This window comes from Nonomuraea mangrovi (assembly GCF_042681425.1).
GTDB classification, from domain to species: domain Bacteria; phylum Actinomycetota; class Actinomycetes; order Streptosporangiales; family Streptosporangiaceae; genus Nonomuraea; species Nonomuraea mangrovi.
Map to the genome: position 1 here is coordinate 122,026 of NZ_JBHUFV010000005.1, position 14,529 is coordinate 136,554.

The window sequence follows — 14,529 nt, forward strand, 5'->3', positions numbered from 1 at the left end:
TTCACACCGCCACCCCTGTGGGCGGACCTCGGAGGGGCGTCTTTCTGGTGAATGTCATACCGTCGACGATCGCATGCGGGAAACAGACCCCCGCCGGCGGGCTTCAGGAGCCGAGGTTGCGGTGGAGGAAGTCGGCGGTGGCCTGAGCGGCCTGGGTGACGTACGGTTCCACGTCGTACAGATCGATGTGCCGGTCGGTGTCCAGCCAGACGATCTCCTTGTCACCAGGTGCGCGCTCGTGAAGCTCCCTGGCCAGGTCAGGCGAGCAGTAGGCGTCGGTCCTGCCGTGGACGACCAGGAGCGGGGTGGCGGCCAGGAGGTCCGCCGCGCCCATGGCGTCGAAGGTCATCAGCGAGTGGAGAGATCCTCTGGTGACTTCGTTGCGCCAGTACGGCGAGGCGGACCGGGCGGTGCCGTAGTAGGCGTACGGCTCGTCGCCTCCCATGGCGGCCTCACCGTTGTCGGGCGCCACGGCGGGCAGGCACTCGTCGTAGCGATCCAGGAAGCCGGAGAGCGCGGACCTGTAGGCGTCGACGCCCATGCTCCGCGCCATGTGAACCGGGCTGTTGTAGGCGCCCGCGATTCCGGCCACCGCCCTGATCCGGGGGTCGGTGGCGGCGGCCCGCACCGCGTAGCCGGCGCCGAGGCATACTCCGACGACACCGATCCGGTCCGGGTCGACCTCGGGCCGGCCGGCCAGCGCACCCACCGCGGCTCTCAGGTCGGCCAGTTTGCCCTGGCTGTCCTCATGCCGGCGGCGTCCGCCGCTCTCCCCGAATCCCCGGTGGTCGAAGGCGAGGGTGGCCAGCCCTGCCCGGGCGAGCAGCTCGGCGTAGGTGCCGACGACCTGTTCCTTCACTCCGGTGAAGGGGCCGGTGAGCGCCACTGCCGGCACAGCGCCTGCCCCTTCCGGAATCCGGAGCTCGCCTACCAGCTCGATGTCTTCGCTGCGGAACGTGATCCGCTGGGCTTTGACGGATGTCATGAACTCTCTCCAGGTGCCGACATGGCGATCATCGTGGTGACGCGGCGAGTTCGGCGGCGACGCGGCGCCCCCGCGGCCAGGCGCCGGACCGCCTCGCGGTACATGCGCAGGTACTGTCGCTGCCGGATGAGCATGCCGACATCGCCGGGCGCGCCGTGACCGGGGTACGGCGGGACTCCTGCCAGCTCGCCCGTCAGGCGATCGAGTGCGGTCGGCCACGCGCCCGAGTGACCGTCCGCGGTGTAGGGGGTGCACGCCGTCGAAGGCCAGGTCCCCGTTGAAGGCGATCCGCTCGCCGTCGGATTCGACGAGCACGACGCCGTCCGCCGTCTCCAGGAGGTAGCTGTTGACGAAGATTCCGGGCTCTGCCGCCGTGTACCTGTGAACCATAAGCTTTGTCACGAACGGGACACTAGGCACCCCGATCTTTGTCGGCCAGAAGGCACTTTGAGGTGCCCCTGCGAGCGGGAGACCCATGGCACTGGTGATACCGGACGTGCTGGAAGAAGGCTGCACGACCCGGCAGGCGCTGGAGCGGTTGGCCGCCAAGTGGCGGGTCCTGCTGATCTACGCGCTGCTGGCGGGGCCGCAGCGCCATGCCGAGCTGCGCCGCAGGCTGCCCGGCATCACGCAGAAGGTCCTGACCGAGACTCTTCGGGGCATGGAAGGCGACGGGCTGGTCGAACGGAGAGTGCTCAAGGACACCGCTCCCCAGCATGTCGAGTACGCCCTGACTCCCCTCGGCGCCACGCTGCAGGAGCCGCTGTCGGCGATCTGCGCCTGGGCGGCGGACCAGAGTCAGCCACGGCGTCCACCGCCACAGGATCATTCGGCCACTGGTCCTTTGATCAGCCGCAGTGCCCCCAGTCACTGATCCAGGAGCTGTCGCCGTACGCGCCGCCCCACTGAATGCAACGGCCTTGGGCGTCGACCTTCACCGGCCCCGCGTAGTACTTGTAGTTGCCGGGGTCGACCCTGAAATACATGCTGCTGTGACGCAGCCGGGCTTCCACGTACGCGGTGTTGCCCGTGGCTCCCGTCTTCCAGGTCACCACGCAGTTGGTGGTGCCGTTGTAGAGCAGGTAGATGGTTGCGCTGGAGCCGAAGTCGTGGCTGTCGATGACGTGGTACGAACCGCCACCGCAGGCTTCGATGGGGGAAGACGCCGCCGCGGCGGGGCCGCTGGTGGCGATCATGCCGGTCAACGCCGCGACCAGGCCGAGCGTTACGACAGCCGACTTTTTGATCTTGTTCATGTCAGGTGTGATCCTCTCGTGCGACAGACGATGCCGATGGCGAATTGATCAACATGCCAAAGGTGTAGATGCCGGAAACGGCCATCGTGTTGCGTGGGATAGATCACACTGAAAGACCGTCCCACTCTTCCGCGGGCGGGTGGGGCAGAATGCCGACCCATGAGGGACAGACCGGCGGGCCTGGCGGAGGTCGAGCTGTTCGCGGCACTGGCCGAAGGCTGGGGCATCGAGGTTCGGTCGGCGGAGTACCTCCCTGTGGGCGCGGGCAGCTACCACTGGTCGGTGGCCGATCAGCGCGGGACGGCGTGGTTCGTCAAGATCGACGACCTCGGCGTCGAGGACTCCGGGCGCGAGGAGGAGTTCGACCGGCTCGGCCGGTCGTACGGCGCCGCGCTGGCCCTGCGCGAGGACGCCGGGCTCGACTTCGTTCTCGCACCCGTCCCGACCGCGACGGGCACGGTGGTGCGGCGGCTCGGCTCGCGGTACGCCCTCTCGGTGTTCCCGATGGTGGCGGGTGTCGCAGGGGAGTTCGGCGCGCACCGGCCCGAGGACCAGGTCGAGGTGGTGGACCTGCTGGCCGCGCTGCACGAGGCGACGCCGGTCGTGGCGGGCACCGCGCCGCGGGCCGACCTGGTGCTGCCTGGCAGGGACCGGCTGGATGCGGCGCTGCGGGACCTCGACAGGGAGTGGACAGGCGGCCCGTACGGCGAGCGGGCCCGCAAGCTGCTGTCCGTCCACGCCGGGCACGTCGAGCGGTGGCTCGCCGACTTCGACCGGCGGGTGGACCGGGTACGGGAGGCCCCGGCGGACTGGGTGGTCACGCATGGCGAGCCGCACCCGGGCAACCTGATGCGCACTCCTGCCGGGCTGCGCCTCATCGACTGGGACACCGTGCGGATCGCCCCGCCGGAACGGGACCTGTGGATGCTGACCGGCGGCCTGGCGGACATGCTCGGCGAGAGCCCGGCCTCAGGTGTCGAGGAGGTGCTCGACCGCTACGCCAGGGCCACCGGCCGGACCGTCTCGCCGGACGGCCTGGCCCTCTATCCCCTCTGGTGGAAGCTCGCCGACATCGCCGTCTACGTCGACGAACTGCGCCGGCCGCATGGCACCGGTGCGGACATCACCGCGTCGTTGACCTATCTCACCGGCAATCTCGAATCCAGCTACCGCGAATAGGGGGCGGCGCGCGTGGCGTCCCTGGGATCGGCAGCGCCTCCGGTCGGCGGGGACTCGTCCCGCGGCTCGTACCACGCCCGATACCGCGTACGGCCGATCGCACTACACACCGTTGCGAGCATCTGGAGGGCAAGCCACACGTACACGTGGAACATGGGCCACGGATGCCTGTTGGCGTCGACGATGAGGACGAAGTAGCAGCCCGATGCGAACCAGCCGATACAGAGGAACAAGGATGTTCGAGACGCCTTGTACCAGGCGGACCGCCGATACCTCGCCATGTTCATACGCGGACTGTCGCATGAATCGTGTCATCCCGACAGGGATCTCTCCAACGGGCCGGGTGCGTGGCGGAAGTCGCGGGACACCCGGCGGTCGAGGGGGCGGAGGTCAGTGGGCGGCGACCGCGTCGAGCGTGCGCAGCGCCTGCTCGGGCAGTTCGATGGCGGCCGTCGCGATGTTCTCGTGGAGGTGGGCGACCGACGAGGTGCCGGGGATGAGCAGGATCGCCGGGGAGCGGTGCAGCAGCCAGGCCAGCGCCGCCTGCCGGGCCGTGATGCCCAGGTCGCGGGCGACCCCGTCGAGGGCGTCCGCCTGCAGGGGGCGGAAGCCTCCCAGCGGGTAGTACGGCACGTAGGCGATGCCCTGTTCGGCGCACCAGTCGACGAGCGCGTCGTCGGAGCGGAAGGCGACGTTGTAGTAGTTCTGGACGGCGACCACCGGGGCGATCGTCCGGGCGACCCTGACCTGCTCGGCGCTGACGTTGCTGACGCCGAGGTGCCGGATCAGGCCTTGGTCGCGTAGTTCGGCGAGCACGGTGAAGGGCTCGACGATGTCGGCGGCGGCCAGGGTGTCGGTCATGCGCAGGTTGACCAGGTCGAGCACCGGCACGTCGAGGCGCTTGAGGTTGTCGTGGACGGCCTGGACCAGCTCGCCGCGTGACAGGGCGGCGGGCCAGGCGCGGTCGGGGGTACGGCGGGCGCCGACCTTGGTGGCGATGCGCAGGTGCTCGGGGTAGGGGTGCAGGGCCTCGCGGACGAGGTCGTTGACGATGTGCGGGCCGTAGTAGTCGCTGGTGTCGATGTGGGTGATCCCCGCGCCGACGGCGGCGCGCAGGACGGCCAGGGCCTCGTCCCTGTCGCGGGGCGGCCCCCAGACCTTCGGGCCCGCCAGTTGCATCGCGCCGTAGCCGATCCGGGTGAGGACCAGGTCGTCGGCGAGGCGCAGCGTCCCGCCGAGGGGGCTCCTGGTGACTGTGTGCTCGTGTTCCGCTCGCATGGATCAAGGGTGCGTCTAAGGCGTCTCCCTCGGCATCGGGCGCATGACCTATCCCGGAGCTCGCAGCCGCGATCGCAGCCAGGTGACGAGCCGCGTGCCGGGGTCGGACAGGTCCAGGCTCCGGGCGGCGAGCGTGCGGATGCGGCAGCGGAGCGTAGTTCCCAGGACGAGCCCGAGCTGGTCGTCGCCGAGATCCTCCGGCTCGTCAGGGACCGGTGAGGCGCACGTCGCCCTTGGCGGACAGGACGAAGACCTGCCAGTTGTAGTAGGCGTAGAAGCTGCGGGGATCGCGCTTGATCTGCCGCGCGTGGGCCAGCACGGCGTCCACGTAGCGGGTGTCGTGGTTGTAGGCGAACACCGCGCGCCGGTAGTCGCGGGGCGCCCCTGTCGCCTTGAGGTAGTTGGCGGCGGCGAGGACCGCGTCGCGGGCGTCGTGGACGTCGCCGCCCATGCCGTACTGCCGCCACGTGCCCGGCATGAACTGCATCGGCCCCTGCGCCCCTGTGGAGCTGGCCGACCTGACCCTGCCGAACCTCGTCTCCACCAGCATGATCGCCGCGAGCACCTCCCAGTCGACGCCGAAGCGCCTGTCCGCCTGGAGCAGGTAGCCGCGCAGGCGCTTGGCGGGCTGCGGCTCGCTCAGGCGGATCTTCTTGCGCTGCGCCGCGGTGATCGGGTGCGCCATGGCCAGCAGCTTGCCGACGGCGGTCGCGTTGTCGCGCGCCTCGGCGGCCAGCGGCTTGGGCAGCCGCCGGACGACCCCCTGAGCCAGGGACGTGCTGCGGGCCATCGCACGGTAGACGCGCTGCTGGTGCAGGGCGAGCAGGACGACGTCGGGCGGCGGCTGTTCCTGCCCGCCCTTGGTCCACTCGTCGATCCCCTTGCGGAGGGCGGCGGTCGTCTTCTGCAGGGCGACGGCCAGCTTGGCCGGGTCGGCGGGGATGCGTGTCTCTGGATCGGGCGCGGCCGCGGGTACCGGGGTGGCCGCCTGGGTGGCGCTGGGCGAGGGGAGTTCGAGAACCGCTGACCCGGCAGCCGTGCCGCCGCAGCCTGCGAGGCTGACCGTCAGGGTTACGGCGGGCAGGACGCGGATCAATCTCATGAAAAATCACCGTATCGCCAGTCGCTCGCGCGTCCGGCGCCCGACACACCGCCAAGGAGAGCCGTGCAAGGAGCCTCTGGGAGGATTGTCCGGATGAAGCCATCGATTCGATCACGAACGCCGCACGACATGGACGGGTGCGTCGAAGCGCTCGCTGCCGTACAGCGTGCCGATCGGTATCCGGTCGACTGGCCGGCCGATCCGGCGCGATGGCTCACGCCGGCCGACCTGGTCTCCGCATGGGTGGCCCTGGACGACGAAGGCGTCGTGGGACACGTGGGCCTGTCGCGGATCCCGCTCGCGAGCCTGGGGCCGGCACTCGCGCAGGCCGTTGGAGCCTCGGGCGAGCTCGTCGGCGCGGTGACCCGGCTCTTCGTGACGCCGCGCGGGCGAGGCCACGGGCTCGCGAGGGACCTGCTCGACACGGTGCGGAAGGACGCCGTCGCCCGTGGGCTGCCGCTCGTGCTCGACGTCTCCGACGAGGGGCAGGCCGCCGTGGCCCTCTACGAGCGAGCCGGGTGGCGGCGCGTGGCCAGCGCCCGCGCACGGTGGCTGAACTCGGCGGGCGAGCACGCCCTCGTCCACTCCTACGTGAGCCCCGACGTCCAGAACGGCCTTCACGGCCGCTGATCGACCGGCTCGCAGCCGGCCGGGGCGTCGCGGACCCGGGATCCTCCTCGTGATCGCGGGCCGTTGGCGGGAGACCTGTCGAAGGAGGTCTCAGAGCTTGAAAAGCCTGGGGTACGGCGCGGCGATGCGGAGCTTCTCCGAGCCGAAATCGACGATCACGGCGACGTCTTCCTCGACACCGATGACCGAGCCTAGGCCGTACTTGTCATGGCTCACCCAGTCCTGCAGTTCGAAATGCTCGACAGGGGGCGAGGGGGCAGCAGGGACGTTGAAGGGACTTCCGGGCAGGGGACGCCGGGCCGCGGCTCTTGTGGGCTTCATTACCCCTAGTATGCGCCCGTTGGACCCGGTGGCGGACATATTTCCGCCCAACCGAATCGACCGGGCCCCACCGGCGAAGGTCGTCATGACCGGCCGCCGGATCTTCAGACGCGGAGTTCGGGAGGGAAGCCGGTCCACCGCAGTTCGGGAGGCAGGTGCGTCATGTCGTTGTAGACGAGCACGGACGACAACCGGCCTGGCGCGTAGCGGATGACCGTCAGCGCCGCGTTGCAGTGGTTCAAGCCGAGCCAGCGCCATGCGGGCGCGTCCTGTGCCGCCCGGACGAGCCATCCGATCAGGAAATTGTGCGTGACGACCAGCTCGTGCCGCGGCTCGGCGCCGTCGACAGGGCCGGTGAAGCTCTCCATCGCCTCGCGAGCGAGCAGGGGTCCTCGCTCACGTTCCTCAGGAGGGAACCGGGCCAGGAACCCGAGCAGGGAGTCGGCGGAGTCCGGCGGCAGCTCGTCCCGTTCGGGAAAGTACGGGACGTAGTCCCCCGCGGCCTGCGAGACCCGCGGGAGCGCGCCGCCCAGCTGCTCGCCGATCAGGCGGGCGGTGTCGGCCGCCCGCTGCAGCGGGCTGTGGTGGACCGCCGCGAAGGGAACTCCCCGCAGTCGCCTGCCCAGCAGCTCGGCCTGACGACGGCCGTTCTCCGTCAGCCCGCTCTCGTCCGGTGAGGCCTCGCCATGCCGGGCGAGGTAGAGATAGCGCGCGCCCATGCTCGTCAGCCCATTCCCGGCCTGGTCATGCCCAGGCGGCCGGGGTAGGTGGCGTAGCTCTCGATGCGGACCACCGAGCGCGAGTTGGGGGCGTGGATCATCGTCTGCTTCTCGGGGTCGAGCACGATGCCCACATGGTCGGCCGTGCCGTCCCCGTTGTTGTCGAAGAAGATGAGGTCTCCCGCCTGCGCCTTGCCGTCCGGGATGCGCGGCCCGCGCAGCCACTGGTCATTGGCGACACGCGGGATGTCGGTCCCCGCCGACTGGTACGCGCGCAGCGTCAACCCGGAGCAGTCGAAGGAGTTGGGCCCCGTGGCACCCCAGACGTAGGGGTCGCCGAGCTGCTTGAGGGCGTAGTCGACGACCGCCTGCGCGCGGGGGTTCGGGGCGAGGCTGTGGGCGTTCGGAGGCACGGCGAGCGAGGGCTTGCCACCGCCACCGCCACCGCCGCCACCGCCGCCACCGTCGCCGCCGTGGGGCGCGCCGTTGTAGGCGTTGCCGACGGGCGTGGCGCCGTTGCCGTCGTACGACGCGAGCTGGGTCGTGCCCTTCGGCGTGAACTCCGGGTCGGGGACCCAGCCCTTTCCCTTCGCGGGGACGAAGTCGTGATCGCCAGGGGCGGTGATGCCGGTGAAGAACCGCACGTCGCCGAGGTACTTGTTGATCTCGTCGGTCGCCTGCTTGACCGCGTCGGACGCCCGGCCCTTCGGCCCCTTGGCCCGCTCGATGGCGTCGTCCACCTGGGACCTGATGCTCGTCATCGAGATCGTGGTGGTGTCCGGGTCGTTGCGCTGCTCGTCCAGCCAGGCGCGCTTCTCGCGGTACAGGGCCTGGACCTCGCCCTTGGCGGTCGCCAGTTCCGTCCCTGCCGTGTCCAGCTTTCCTGCGCAGCTGGTCAGCGCGGTGCTCAGCGACGTACCGGACGCGGGGTACTTGGCCATGTGGTCGGCGAAGTCCTGGGCGGAGTCGCCGTTCCACGCGTCGTTCACCGATTTGACCGCGCGTTTGAGGGCGCCGGTCTCCGTGGTGAGGCTGGTGGCCAGCGCCCGCCAGCGCTTGGAGATGTTCGAGATCTCTTCCTGGTTGCCGCTGAGGTCGTCGATCACGTTCTGGATGCGGCTGAGATAGGTGTCCCAGATGTCCGTCACACTTGCTCCGCCCGGGGAACGGGCAGGTCGGCCTTGCGGACGTTCTCGATGACCTTGTGGACGGCGGCCTCGACCTTGGTCAGGTTGTTCTCGGCGTGGCGCGTCTCAGTGTCGATCTTCGCCTCGAGGTCGTTGACGGCCTTGCTGAGCTTTGCCGAGAAGCCCTCGAGCGAGCCGAACACGGAGGCGCCGACGCTCGCGGGAGCCTCGTCGGCCATGGCCTTGAACTGGTTTCCCACGCCCTTGGCCTTGCTCGCGCATTCCTCGAGTGCGTCGAAGTAGATCTCCAAACCTGCCACGTGAGCTTCGCCTCCCGTGTCACACCAGTCTCAATGGCCCCGACAATCTAACACTCTTGGTCATCTTTCGGTCGGGACGTCAGCCATGGGCCCTCGTTCACGATCGACGTGCCGATGAGGCCGCCTGCCGTCTGTGGGAGCTCTCGGGTGGGCTCACCGGGGTGAGCGCGTCCGGCTAGCCGCGGGGCGCGTACATGATGACCAGGACGCCGAGCAGGCAGATGGCCGCTCCGATGATGTCCCAGCGGTCGGGGTGGAACCGGTCGACCACCATGCCCCACACCAGCGAGCCTGCCACGAACACCCCGCCGTAGGCGGCCAGGATCCGCCCGAAGTGGGCGTCGGGCTGGAGGGTGGCCACGAGGCCGTACACGCCGAGCGCCACGCATCCCGCCCCGACCCACAGCAGCCCGCGATGCTCTCGCACCCCTTGCCAGACCAGCCAGGCCCCGCCGATCTCGGCGAGGGCGGCCACCACGAAGAGCAGGAGGGAACGCGCGACAGTCATGAGCGTGACTGTAGGGGGCGGCTAGAACGGCAGCGGGCAGCGCGGGCTTGTCGTACAGGTCATGAGGTCGTCGCAGCCCGCGTCCACCGCCTGGATCAGCGTCTCGCGGACCGCCCGCAGGTCGGCGATCTTCCGCTCCACCTCGGCGAGCTTCGCGCTCGTCCGGGCGCGCAGGCGCGGGCGGGCCGTCGCCTCGACCAGGTCGGCGACCTCCTCCAGCGTGAAGCCCAGCCGTTGCGCCGCCTTGATCATCCGCAGGCGCGTCACGGTCTCCTCGGGGTACAGCCGGTGCCCCCCGTTGCTGCGCCGGGGCTCCTCCAGCAGGCCCCGCCGGTGGTAGTAGCGCAGCGTCTGCGCGTTGACCCCCGCCGCCTCGGCGACCTGTCCCGTGCGCAGCCAGGTCCCGCTCATGACGCGGCCCGCGGCGCGGCCTCGAGCGCCCTGGCCGCCAGCCCGTCGAGGACCCTCGCGTGGACGGCGGGCACCTCGACGTCCAGGACCAGTTCCTCGTCGCCGGACGTGAAGGCGAACGCGAAGAACGAGCAGCAGGCCGTCTCCCTCGCCGTCAGGTCGCGCGCGGTCTCCTCCACCTGAGCCCCGCCGTCCAGCGTGAGCCGCAGGTGGGTCGGGTCCACGCGGTCGAGCCCGCGCAACGCGGACGCGAACAGGTCGTCGAACTCCGCCACGCGCAACGGCCGCTCTTCGGTCGGTAGCGTGCACGCGTCAGGTGCCCACATCAGTCCTCCCAGGTCCGCCTACCTTCCGAAGGTAACCCTGTACCCCGGTACAGGATGCAACCCCCTGGCGCGGGCCCGAGCCGTCCCGGGCGGCAGGCGCTCCGGGACCGGCAGAATGACCAGGTGACGAGTTCCCCCTGGATGGTGCTCATCGGACCGGCGGCCACGGGCAAGAGCACGCTGGGCGCGATCGTCGCGGCGTCGACGGGCCGCCCCTTCGTCGACATCGACGAGATCGGTGCCGCCTACTACGCCGAGGCGGGCTGGTCGATGGACCGGCTCCGCGCGCACGTCGAGGCGGTCGGCAGGGTCAGGGCCGAACGGGAGTGGGAACCTGCCCGCGCCCACGCGGTACGGCGCGCGGTGGCCGACCACCCCGGCGCGGTCCTGTCCCTCGGCGCGGGCCACAGCAACTACACGGACCCCGCGCTGTTCGACGAGGTCAGGAAGGCGCTCGGCGTGGTCGAGCACGTGGTCCTCGTCCTGCCGTCGCCTGACCAGGACCGATCGGTGGCGGTCCTCCGCGAGCGGAGCCTCGCCACCAAACAGACCGGCTGGGTGACGGAGGACGGGCACGACTTCCTCGCCGAGTGGGTGCGCGATCGAGGGAACGCCGACCTCGCCACCGTCATCCTCCACACCGACGGCGAGGACCCGCCCGCGAGCGCGCGACGCCTCTCCGAGCTCCTGCGCGCCGCGGATCAGGACCGCTAGCAGGTCAAGACAGCCGGCCGGTCACCACGGCCGGCCGGTCACCACGCCCGGATCACCAGGCGATCTCGAGGGTGCGCAGGCCGTACACGACGTGGAAGGAGCGGAAGTCGGCGGGCCCGCCGACCTCCCTCAGCTCGGGAAAGCGCCGCAGCAGGGCGGGGAAGGCGATCCGCATCTCCATGCGCGCCAACGGCGCACCCAGGCAGTGGTGCACGCCGTGGCCGAAGGCGACGTGCCCCAGCGCGCCGCGTTCGATGTCGAACCGGTCGGGGTCCGACAGCAGCGCGGGGTCCCTGTTCGCGGACGGCAGCACGCACATCACCAGCTCGCCCGCGGGGATGCGCCGGCCGGCCAGCTCGACCTCGGTCGTGGTCAGCTTGGCCGTCCCCGAGTGGACGATGCTGAGCCAGCGCAGCAGCTCCTCCACGGCCGCGTCGATCCGTGACGGCTCCTTCCTGAGCAGCTCCAGCTGGTCGGGGTGACGCAGCAGGGCGAGCGTGCCGAGCGACAGCATGTTGGAGGTGGTCTCGTGGCCGGCCAGCAGGAGCAGGCTGCCGATACCGATCAGCTCGTCGGTCGTCAGGTCGTCGCCATGCTCGCGCACCAGCATGCCGAGCAGTTCGTCGCCGGGGTCGGCCTGCGTCCTGGCGACGAGCTCGCCCATGTAGGCGCGCGATTCGAGCTGCAGCGCCACCCGCTGCTCCAGGGGCGCTGACAGGTCGAGCATCCCGTTGGTGCGCCGCTGGAAGTCGGCCCTGTCGGCGTACGGCACGCCGAGCAGCTCGCAGATCACCAGAGAGGGGACCGGCAGCGCGAAGTCCGCGACGAGGTCGGCGGGCGAGCCGTTTCGCTCCATGGCGTCGAGGTGCTGCTCGACGATGTCGGTGATGCGGGGCTCGAGCCTGCGCATCCTGCGGACGGTGAACTCGGGCGTCAGCATGCGCCGCAGCCTGGTGTGCTCGGGCGGGTCGAAGGAGAGCATGTTGCCCGCCCGCATCGCGGCGATCTGCTCGTCGCTCAGGTCGATCTGGCCCGGCGGGCGGAAGCTCGCCGTCCTGGCGTTGCTGAAGCGCGTGGCGTCGCCCAGCACCTCGCGGACGTCGGAGAACCGGGTGACCATCCAGGCCTCGATGCCGAAGGGAGTGCTGACCTTCCGCACGCCTTCGTCGTCGCGCAGCGCGGACAGCTCGGGGGCCGGGTCGAACCCGGCCCTGCGCATGTGGAGCGGCAACGTCACGGATTCGCTCATGTCATCTCCCGCCGGATCGACCGTGCCCCGTGACTTCCACCATAGCGATCTATCAGTGACCCGCGGCGGCACGTTCCTGTGCCAGTCGCTCCTCTCCTGAGAGGGTGTTGAGCGGCTTCTCCTTGATGAACAGCACGGCCAGCAGGGCGAGCGCCGTCAGCGGCACGCCGATGAGGAACAGGTCGGCGGTGGCCGTGGCGTACACGTCCTGGATGACGCGGACCACGGGCGCGGGCAGCTTGGAGATGTCGGGGACGGACGCGCCCTCGCCTCCCGAGCCGCCGCCGGCGGCGAGCGGGCCCAGCTTCTCGGTCATCAGCGTGGTGATGCGGTTGGCCAGCACGGCGCCGAGGGCGCTGACGCCGACCGCGCCGCCCATGCTGCGGAAGAAGGTGAGCGCGGAGGTGGTGGCGCCCAGGTCGTGAGCGGGCACGTCGTTCTGCGCGGCGAGCACCAGGTTCTGCATCAGCATGCCGACGCCGATGCCGAGCACCGCCATGTAGACCGACAGCAGCAGCGTGCTGGTCCCACCGTCGATGGTGGCGAGCAGGCCCATGCCGGCGAGCATGACGACGCCGCCCGCCACGAGGAAGCCCTTCCATCGGCCCGACCTGGTGATGAGCTGGCCGGCGACGGTCGAGGAGATCAGCAGGCCGAACACCATGGGCAGGCTCATCAGCCCCGCGACCGTCGGCGACTTGCCGAGCGCCACCTGGAAGTACTGCGACAGGAACACCGTGCCGCCGAACATCGCGACGCCGACCAGCACGCTGGCGATGGTGGCCAGGGCGACCGTGCGGTTCCTGAACAGCGACAGCGGGATGATCGGCTCGGCGGCCCGCGACTCCACCCAGACGGCCAGCGCGAGCACGGCGACGCCGCCGGCCACGAGGCCCGCCGTCCACCAGGAGGCCCACGGGAACTGGTTGCCTGCCAGGGAGGACCACACCAGCAGCGTGCAGACGCCGAGGGTGATCAGGAAGGCGCCCAGGTAGTCGACCTTGACCTCCTTGCGCACCACCGGGAGGTGGAGCGTGCGCTGGAGCAGGACGATGGCGACGATCGTGAACGGCACGCCGAACAGGAAGCACCAGCGCCAGCCGAGCCACGAGGTGTCGACGAGCAGCCCGCCGATGAGCGGCCCCGCGACGGTGCCGACGCCGAACACGGCGCCGAAGATGCCGGCGTACCGGCCGAGCTCACGCGGCGGGATCATGGCCGCCATCACGATCATGGAAAGCGCGCTCATGCCGCCCGCGCCGACGCCCTGGACGACGCGGCTGACGATGAGGATCTCGACGTTCGGCGTGAGGCCGGCGATCAGCGAGCCGACCACGAACATGCCGAGCGACAGCTGGATCAGCAGCTTCTTGCTGTAGAGGTCGGCCATCTTGCCCCACAGCGGCACGGTGGCCGTCATGGCCAGCAGCTCTGAGGTGACGATCCAGGTGTAGACGGTCTGCGAGCCGTGCAGGTCGGTGATGATGCGCGGGAGCGCGTTCGCCACGACGGTCGAGGCCAGGATGGACACGAACATGCCCACCATCAGCCCGGACAGCGCTTGCAGGACCTTTCTGCGGGAGGTGGTCGGGGGCGCGGCCTCGGGCTGCGCGCTGGTGGTCGTCATGCTTCCTCGGTTTCTCGACGTCCGGGGTGGTTCATGGGGTGGGGTCCGGCAGCCCTGCGGCCACCTGGGCGAACGCCTCGTCGACCAGGTCCGCGAGCACGGGCGCACCGGAGGCGGAGCTCCAGCGCAGCATGGCCACGCGGAAGGCGGTCAGCGCCACGGCGATGACGAGCTCCGGATAGCCCGCGGCGGCCGCGTGGTCGCCGATTCTCGCGGCGACCACCGCCGTGAGAGCGCGTTCGGCCTCCGCTCCCGTCGCGAGCAGGCGTGGCAGCAGTGACGGGTTCTGCTCGAACACCTTCAGCCTGAGCAGCCACTGCTCGCGGTGCCGCTGGGCTCGCTCGGCCTCGGCGAGCAGGACCGTGCGCAGGGCCTGGAGGACGGGCACGCCGGGAGGCGTGGCGGCCAGGCGCTCGCGCAGCGCCACCTCCGCGGCCGGGTCTCTGCCGATGAGCGCGTCTTCCTTGGAGGGGAAGTAGTTGAAGAACGTCCTGGAGGAGACGTCCACCGCCTCGGCGATGTCCTCAACGGTGACGCCCGCCAGTCCGCGTTCGGCGACGAGCGAGAGCGCGGCGCGCTCCAGCGCCTCGCGGGTCTCGAGCTTCTTCCTGTCTCGCCGCCCGAGTTCGCTACTGCTGTCCACGCTCATCTCAACATCAACCTCAGAGAGGAAATTTCACAATCTGCAAACTTTCAGGATCTGAAGTGTTGGATGTCACATGCGAGCGTGATAGAAAGCTGGTTATACGTATAAGCACGAGTGTGCAGAGGGATGCC

At 70.1% G+C, this 14,529-nt stretch carries 18 protein-coding genes; 4 read left to right on the forward strand and 14 right to left on the reverse strand.

The window, feature by feature from the left end:
* Positions 1-103 precede the first annotated feature (103 nt).
* Positions 104-985, reverse strand: coding sequence for an alpha/beta hydrolase (locus tag ACFSKW_RS04720; protein ID WP_379569494.1), 882 nt, complete (start codon positions 983-985; stop codon positions 104-106).
* Between the two features lie 475 nt (positions 986-1,460).
* Between ACFSKW_RS04720 and ACFSKW_RS04725 the strand changes: the two genes are divergently transcribed.
* On the forward strand, positions 1,461-1,859 hold the full coding sequence (locus tag ACFSKW_RS04725) for a winged helix-turn-helix transcriptional regulator (protein WP_379569496.1): 399 nt from the start codon (positions 1,461-1,463) through the stop codon (positions 1,857-1,859).
* Here ACFSKW_RS04725 and ACFSKW_RS04730 read toward each other — a convergent pair.
* Entirely contained in the window at positions 1,834-2,241 is a 408-nt protein-coding gene (locus ACFSKW_RS04730) for a spore-associated protein A (RefSeq protein WP_379569498.1), read from the reverse strand. The genes ACFSKW_RS04725 and ACFSKW_RS04730 overlap by 26 nt on opposite strands.
* 159 nt (positions 2,242-2,400) lie before the next feature.
* Here ACFSKW_RS04730 and ACFSKW_RS04735 point away from each other — a divergent pair, with 159 nt between their 5' ends.
* Positions 2,401-3,420 (forward strand): phosphotransferase, encoded by a 1,020-nt coding sequence (locus tag ACFSKW_RS04735; RefSeq protein WP_379569500.1) that lies wholly within the window; start codon positions 2,401-2,403, stop codon positions 3,418-3,420.
* Between the two features lie 390 nt (positions 3,421-3,810).
* Here the strand turns inward: ACFSKW_RS04735 and ACFSKW_RS04740 are convergent, their stop codons facing one another.
* Together ACFSKW_RS04740 and ACFSKW_RS04745 are read right to left on the reverse strand one after the other, a co-directional pair.
* Positions 3,811-4,698: an oxidoreductase gene (locus ACFSKW_RS04740; RefSeq protein ID WP_379569502.1), complete on the reverse strand. Its 888-nt coding sequence runs from the start codon at positions 4,696-4,698 to the stop codon at positions 3,811-3,813.
* A 205-nt stretch (positions 4,699-4,903) separates the two neighbouring features.
* Positions 4,904-5,800: a lytic transglycosylase domain-containing protein gene (locus ACFSKW_RS04745; protein WP_379569504.1), complete on the reverse strand. Its 897-nt coding sequence runs from the start codon at positions 5,798-5,800 to the stop codon at positions 4,904-4,906.
* A 93-nt stretch (positions 5,801-5,893) separates the two neighbouring features.
* Between ACFSKW_RS04745 and ACFSKW_RS04750 the strand changes: the two genes are divergently transcribed.
* Positions 5,894-6,430, forward strand: coding sequence for a GNAT family N-acetyltransferase (locus ACFSKW_RS04750; RefSeq protein ID WP_379569506.1), 537 nt, complete (start codon positions 5,894-5,896; stop codon positions 6,428-6,430).
* A gap of 90 nt (positions 6,431-6,520) precedes the next feature.
* Here ACFSKW_RS04750 and ACFSKW_RS04755 read toward each other — a convergent pair whose 3' ends face one another.
* The 7 genes from ACFSKW_RS04755 to ACFSKW_RS04785 all read right to left on the reverse strand — a co-directional run bounded on the left by ACFSKW_RS04755 (position 6,521) and on the right by ACFSKW_RS04785 (position 10,162).
* Positions 6,521-6,751, reverse strand: coding sequence for a hypothetical protein (locus ACFSKW_RS04755; protein WP_379569508.1), 231 nt, complete (start codon positions 6,749-6,751; stop codon positions 6,521-6,523).
* A gap of 104 nt (positions 6,752-6,855) precedes the next feature.
* Entirely contained in the window at positions 6,856-7,470 is a 615-nt protein-coding gene (locus tag ACFSKW_RS04760) for a histidine phosphatase family protein (RefSeq protein WP_379569510.1), read from the reverse strand.
* A gap of 5 nt (positions 7,471-7,475) precedes the next feature.
* On the reverse strand, positions 7,476-8,618 hold the full coding sequence (locus tag ACFSKW_RS04765; RefSeq protein WP_379569512.1) for a bifunctional WXG100 family type VII secretion target/C40 family peptidase: 1,143 nt from the start codon (positions 8,616-8,618) through the stop codon (positions 7,476-7,478).
* Positions 8,615-8,917, reverse strand: a complete 303-nt coding sequence (locus tag ACFSKW_RS04770) for a hypothetical protein (protein ID WP_379569514.1) — start codon at positions 8,915-8,917, stop codon at positions 8,615-8,617. The genes ACFSKW_RS04765 and ACFSKW_RS04770 overlap by 4 nt, the downstream gene beginning before the upstream one ends.
* Before the next feature lie 175 nt (positions 8,918-9,092).
* A complete protein-coding gene (locus tag ACFSKW_RS04775; RefSeq protein WP_379569516.1) occupies positions 9,093-9,425 on the reverse strand; it encodes a YnfA family protein in 333 nt (110 codons plus the stop codon).
* Between the two features lie 21 nt (positions 9,426-9,446).
* Positions 9,447-9,836: a MerR family transcriptional regulator gene (locus ACFSKW_RS04780; RefSeq protein WP_379569517.1), complete on the reverse strand. Its 390-nt coding sequence runs from the start codon at positions 9,834-9,836 to the stop codon at positions 9,447-9,449.
* The gene (locus tag ACFSKW_RS04785; RefSeq protein WP_379569519.1) at positions 9,833-10,162 is read right to left on the reverse strand and encodes a hypothetical protein; all 330 of its coding nucleotides are present in this window, start codon (positions 10,160-10,162) and stop codon (positions 9,833-9,835) included. The genes ACFSKW_RS04780 and ACFSKW_RS04785 overlap by 4 nt, the downstream gene beginning before the upstream one ends.
* A 123-nt stretch (positions 10,163-10,285) precedes the next feature.
* Between ACFSKW_RS04785 and ACFSKW_RS04790 the strand changes: the two genes are divergently transcribed.
* On the forward strand, positions 10,286-10,876 hold the full coding sequence (locus ACFSKW_RS04790) for a shikimate kinase (protein WP_379569521.1): 591 nt from the start codon (positions 10,286-10,288) through the stop codon (positions 10,874-10,876).
* A 52-nt stretch (positions 10,877-10,928) separates the two neighbouring features.
* On the opposite strand, the gene ACFSKW_RS04795 is transcribed toward ACFSKW_RS04790, so the two are convergent.
* Genes ACFSKW_RS04795 through ACFSKW_RS04805 form a run of 3 tightly spaced genes read right to left on the reverse strand, consistent with a single transcriptional unit; the run spans position 10,929 to position 14,395 of the window.
* Positions 10,929-12,125, reverse strand: a complete 1,197-nt coding sequence (locus tag ACFSKW_RS04795) for a cytochrome P450 (protein ID WP_379569523.1) — start codon at positions 12,123-12,125, stop codon at positions 10,929-10,931.
* A 52-nt stretch (positions 12,126-12,177) separates the two neighbouring features.
* On the reverse strand, positions 12,178-13,752 hold the full coding sequence (locus ACFSKW_RS04800) for an MDR family MFS transporter (RefSeq protein ID WP_379569525.1): 1,575 nt from the start codon (positions 13,750-13,752) through the stop codon (positions 12,178-12,180).
* 31 nt (positions 13,753-13,783) lie between these two features.
* The gene (locus ACFSKW_RS04805) at positions 13,784-14,395 is read right to left on the reverse strand and encodes an acyl-CoA-like ligand-binding transcription factor (RefSeq protein WP_379569527.1); all 612 of its coding nucleotides are present in this window, start codon (positions 14,393-14,395) and stop codon (positions 13,784-13,786) included.
* Between the last annotated feature and the right edge of the window lie 134 nt (positions 14,396-14,529).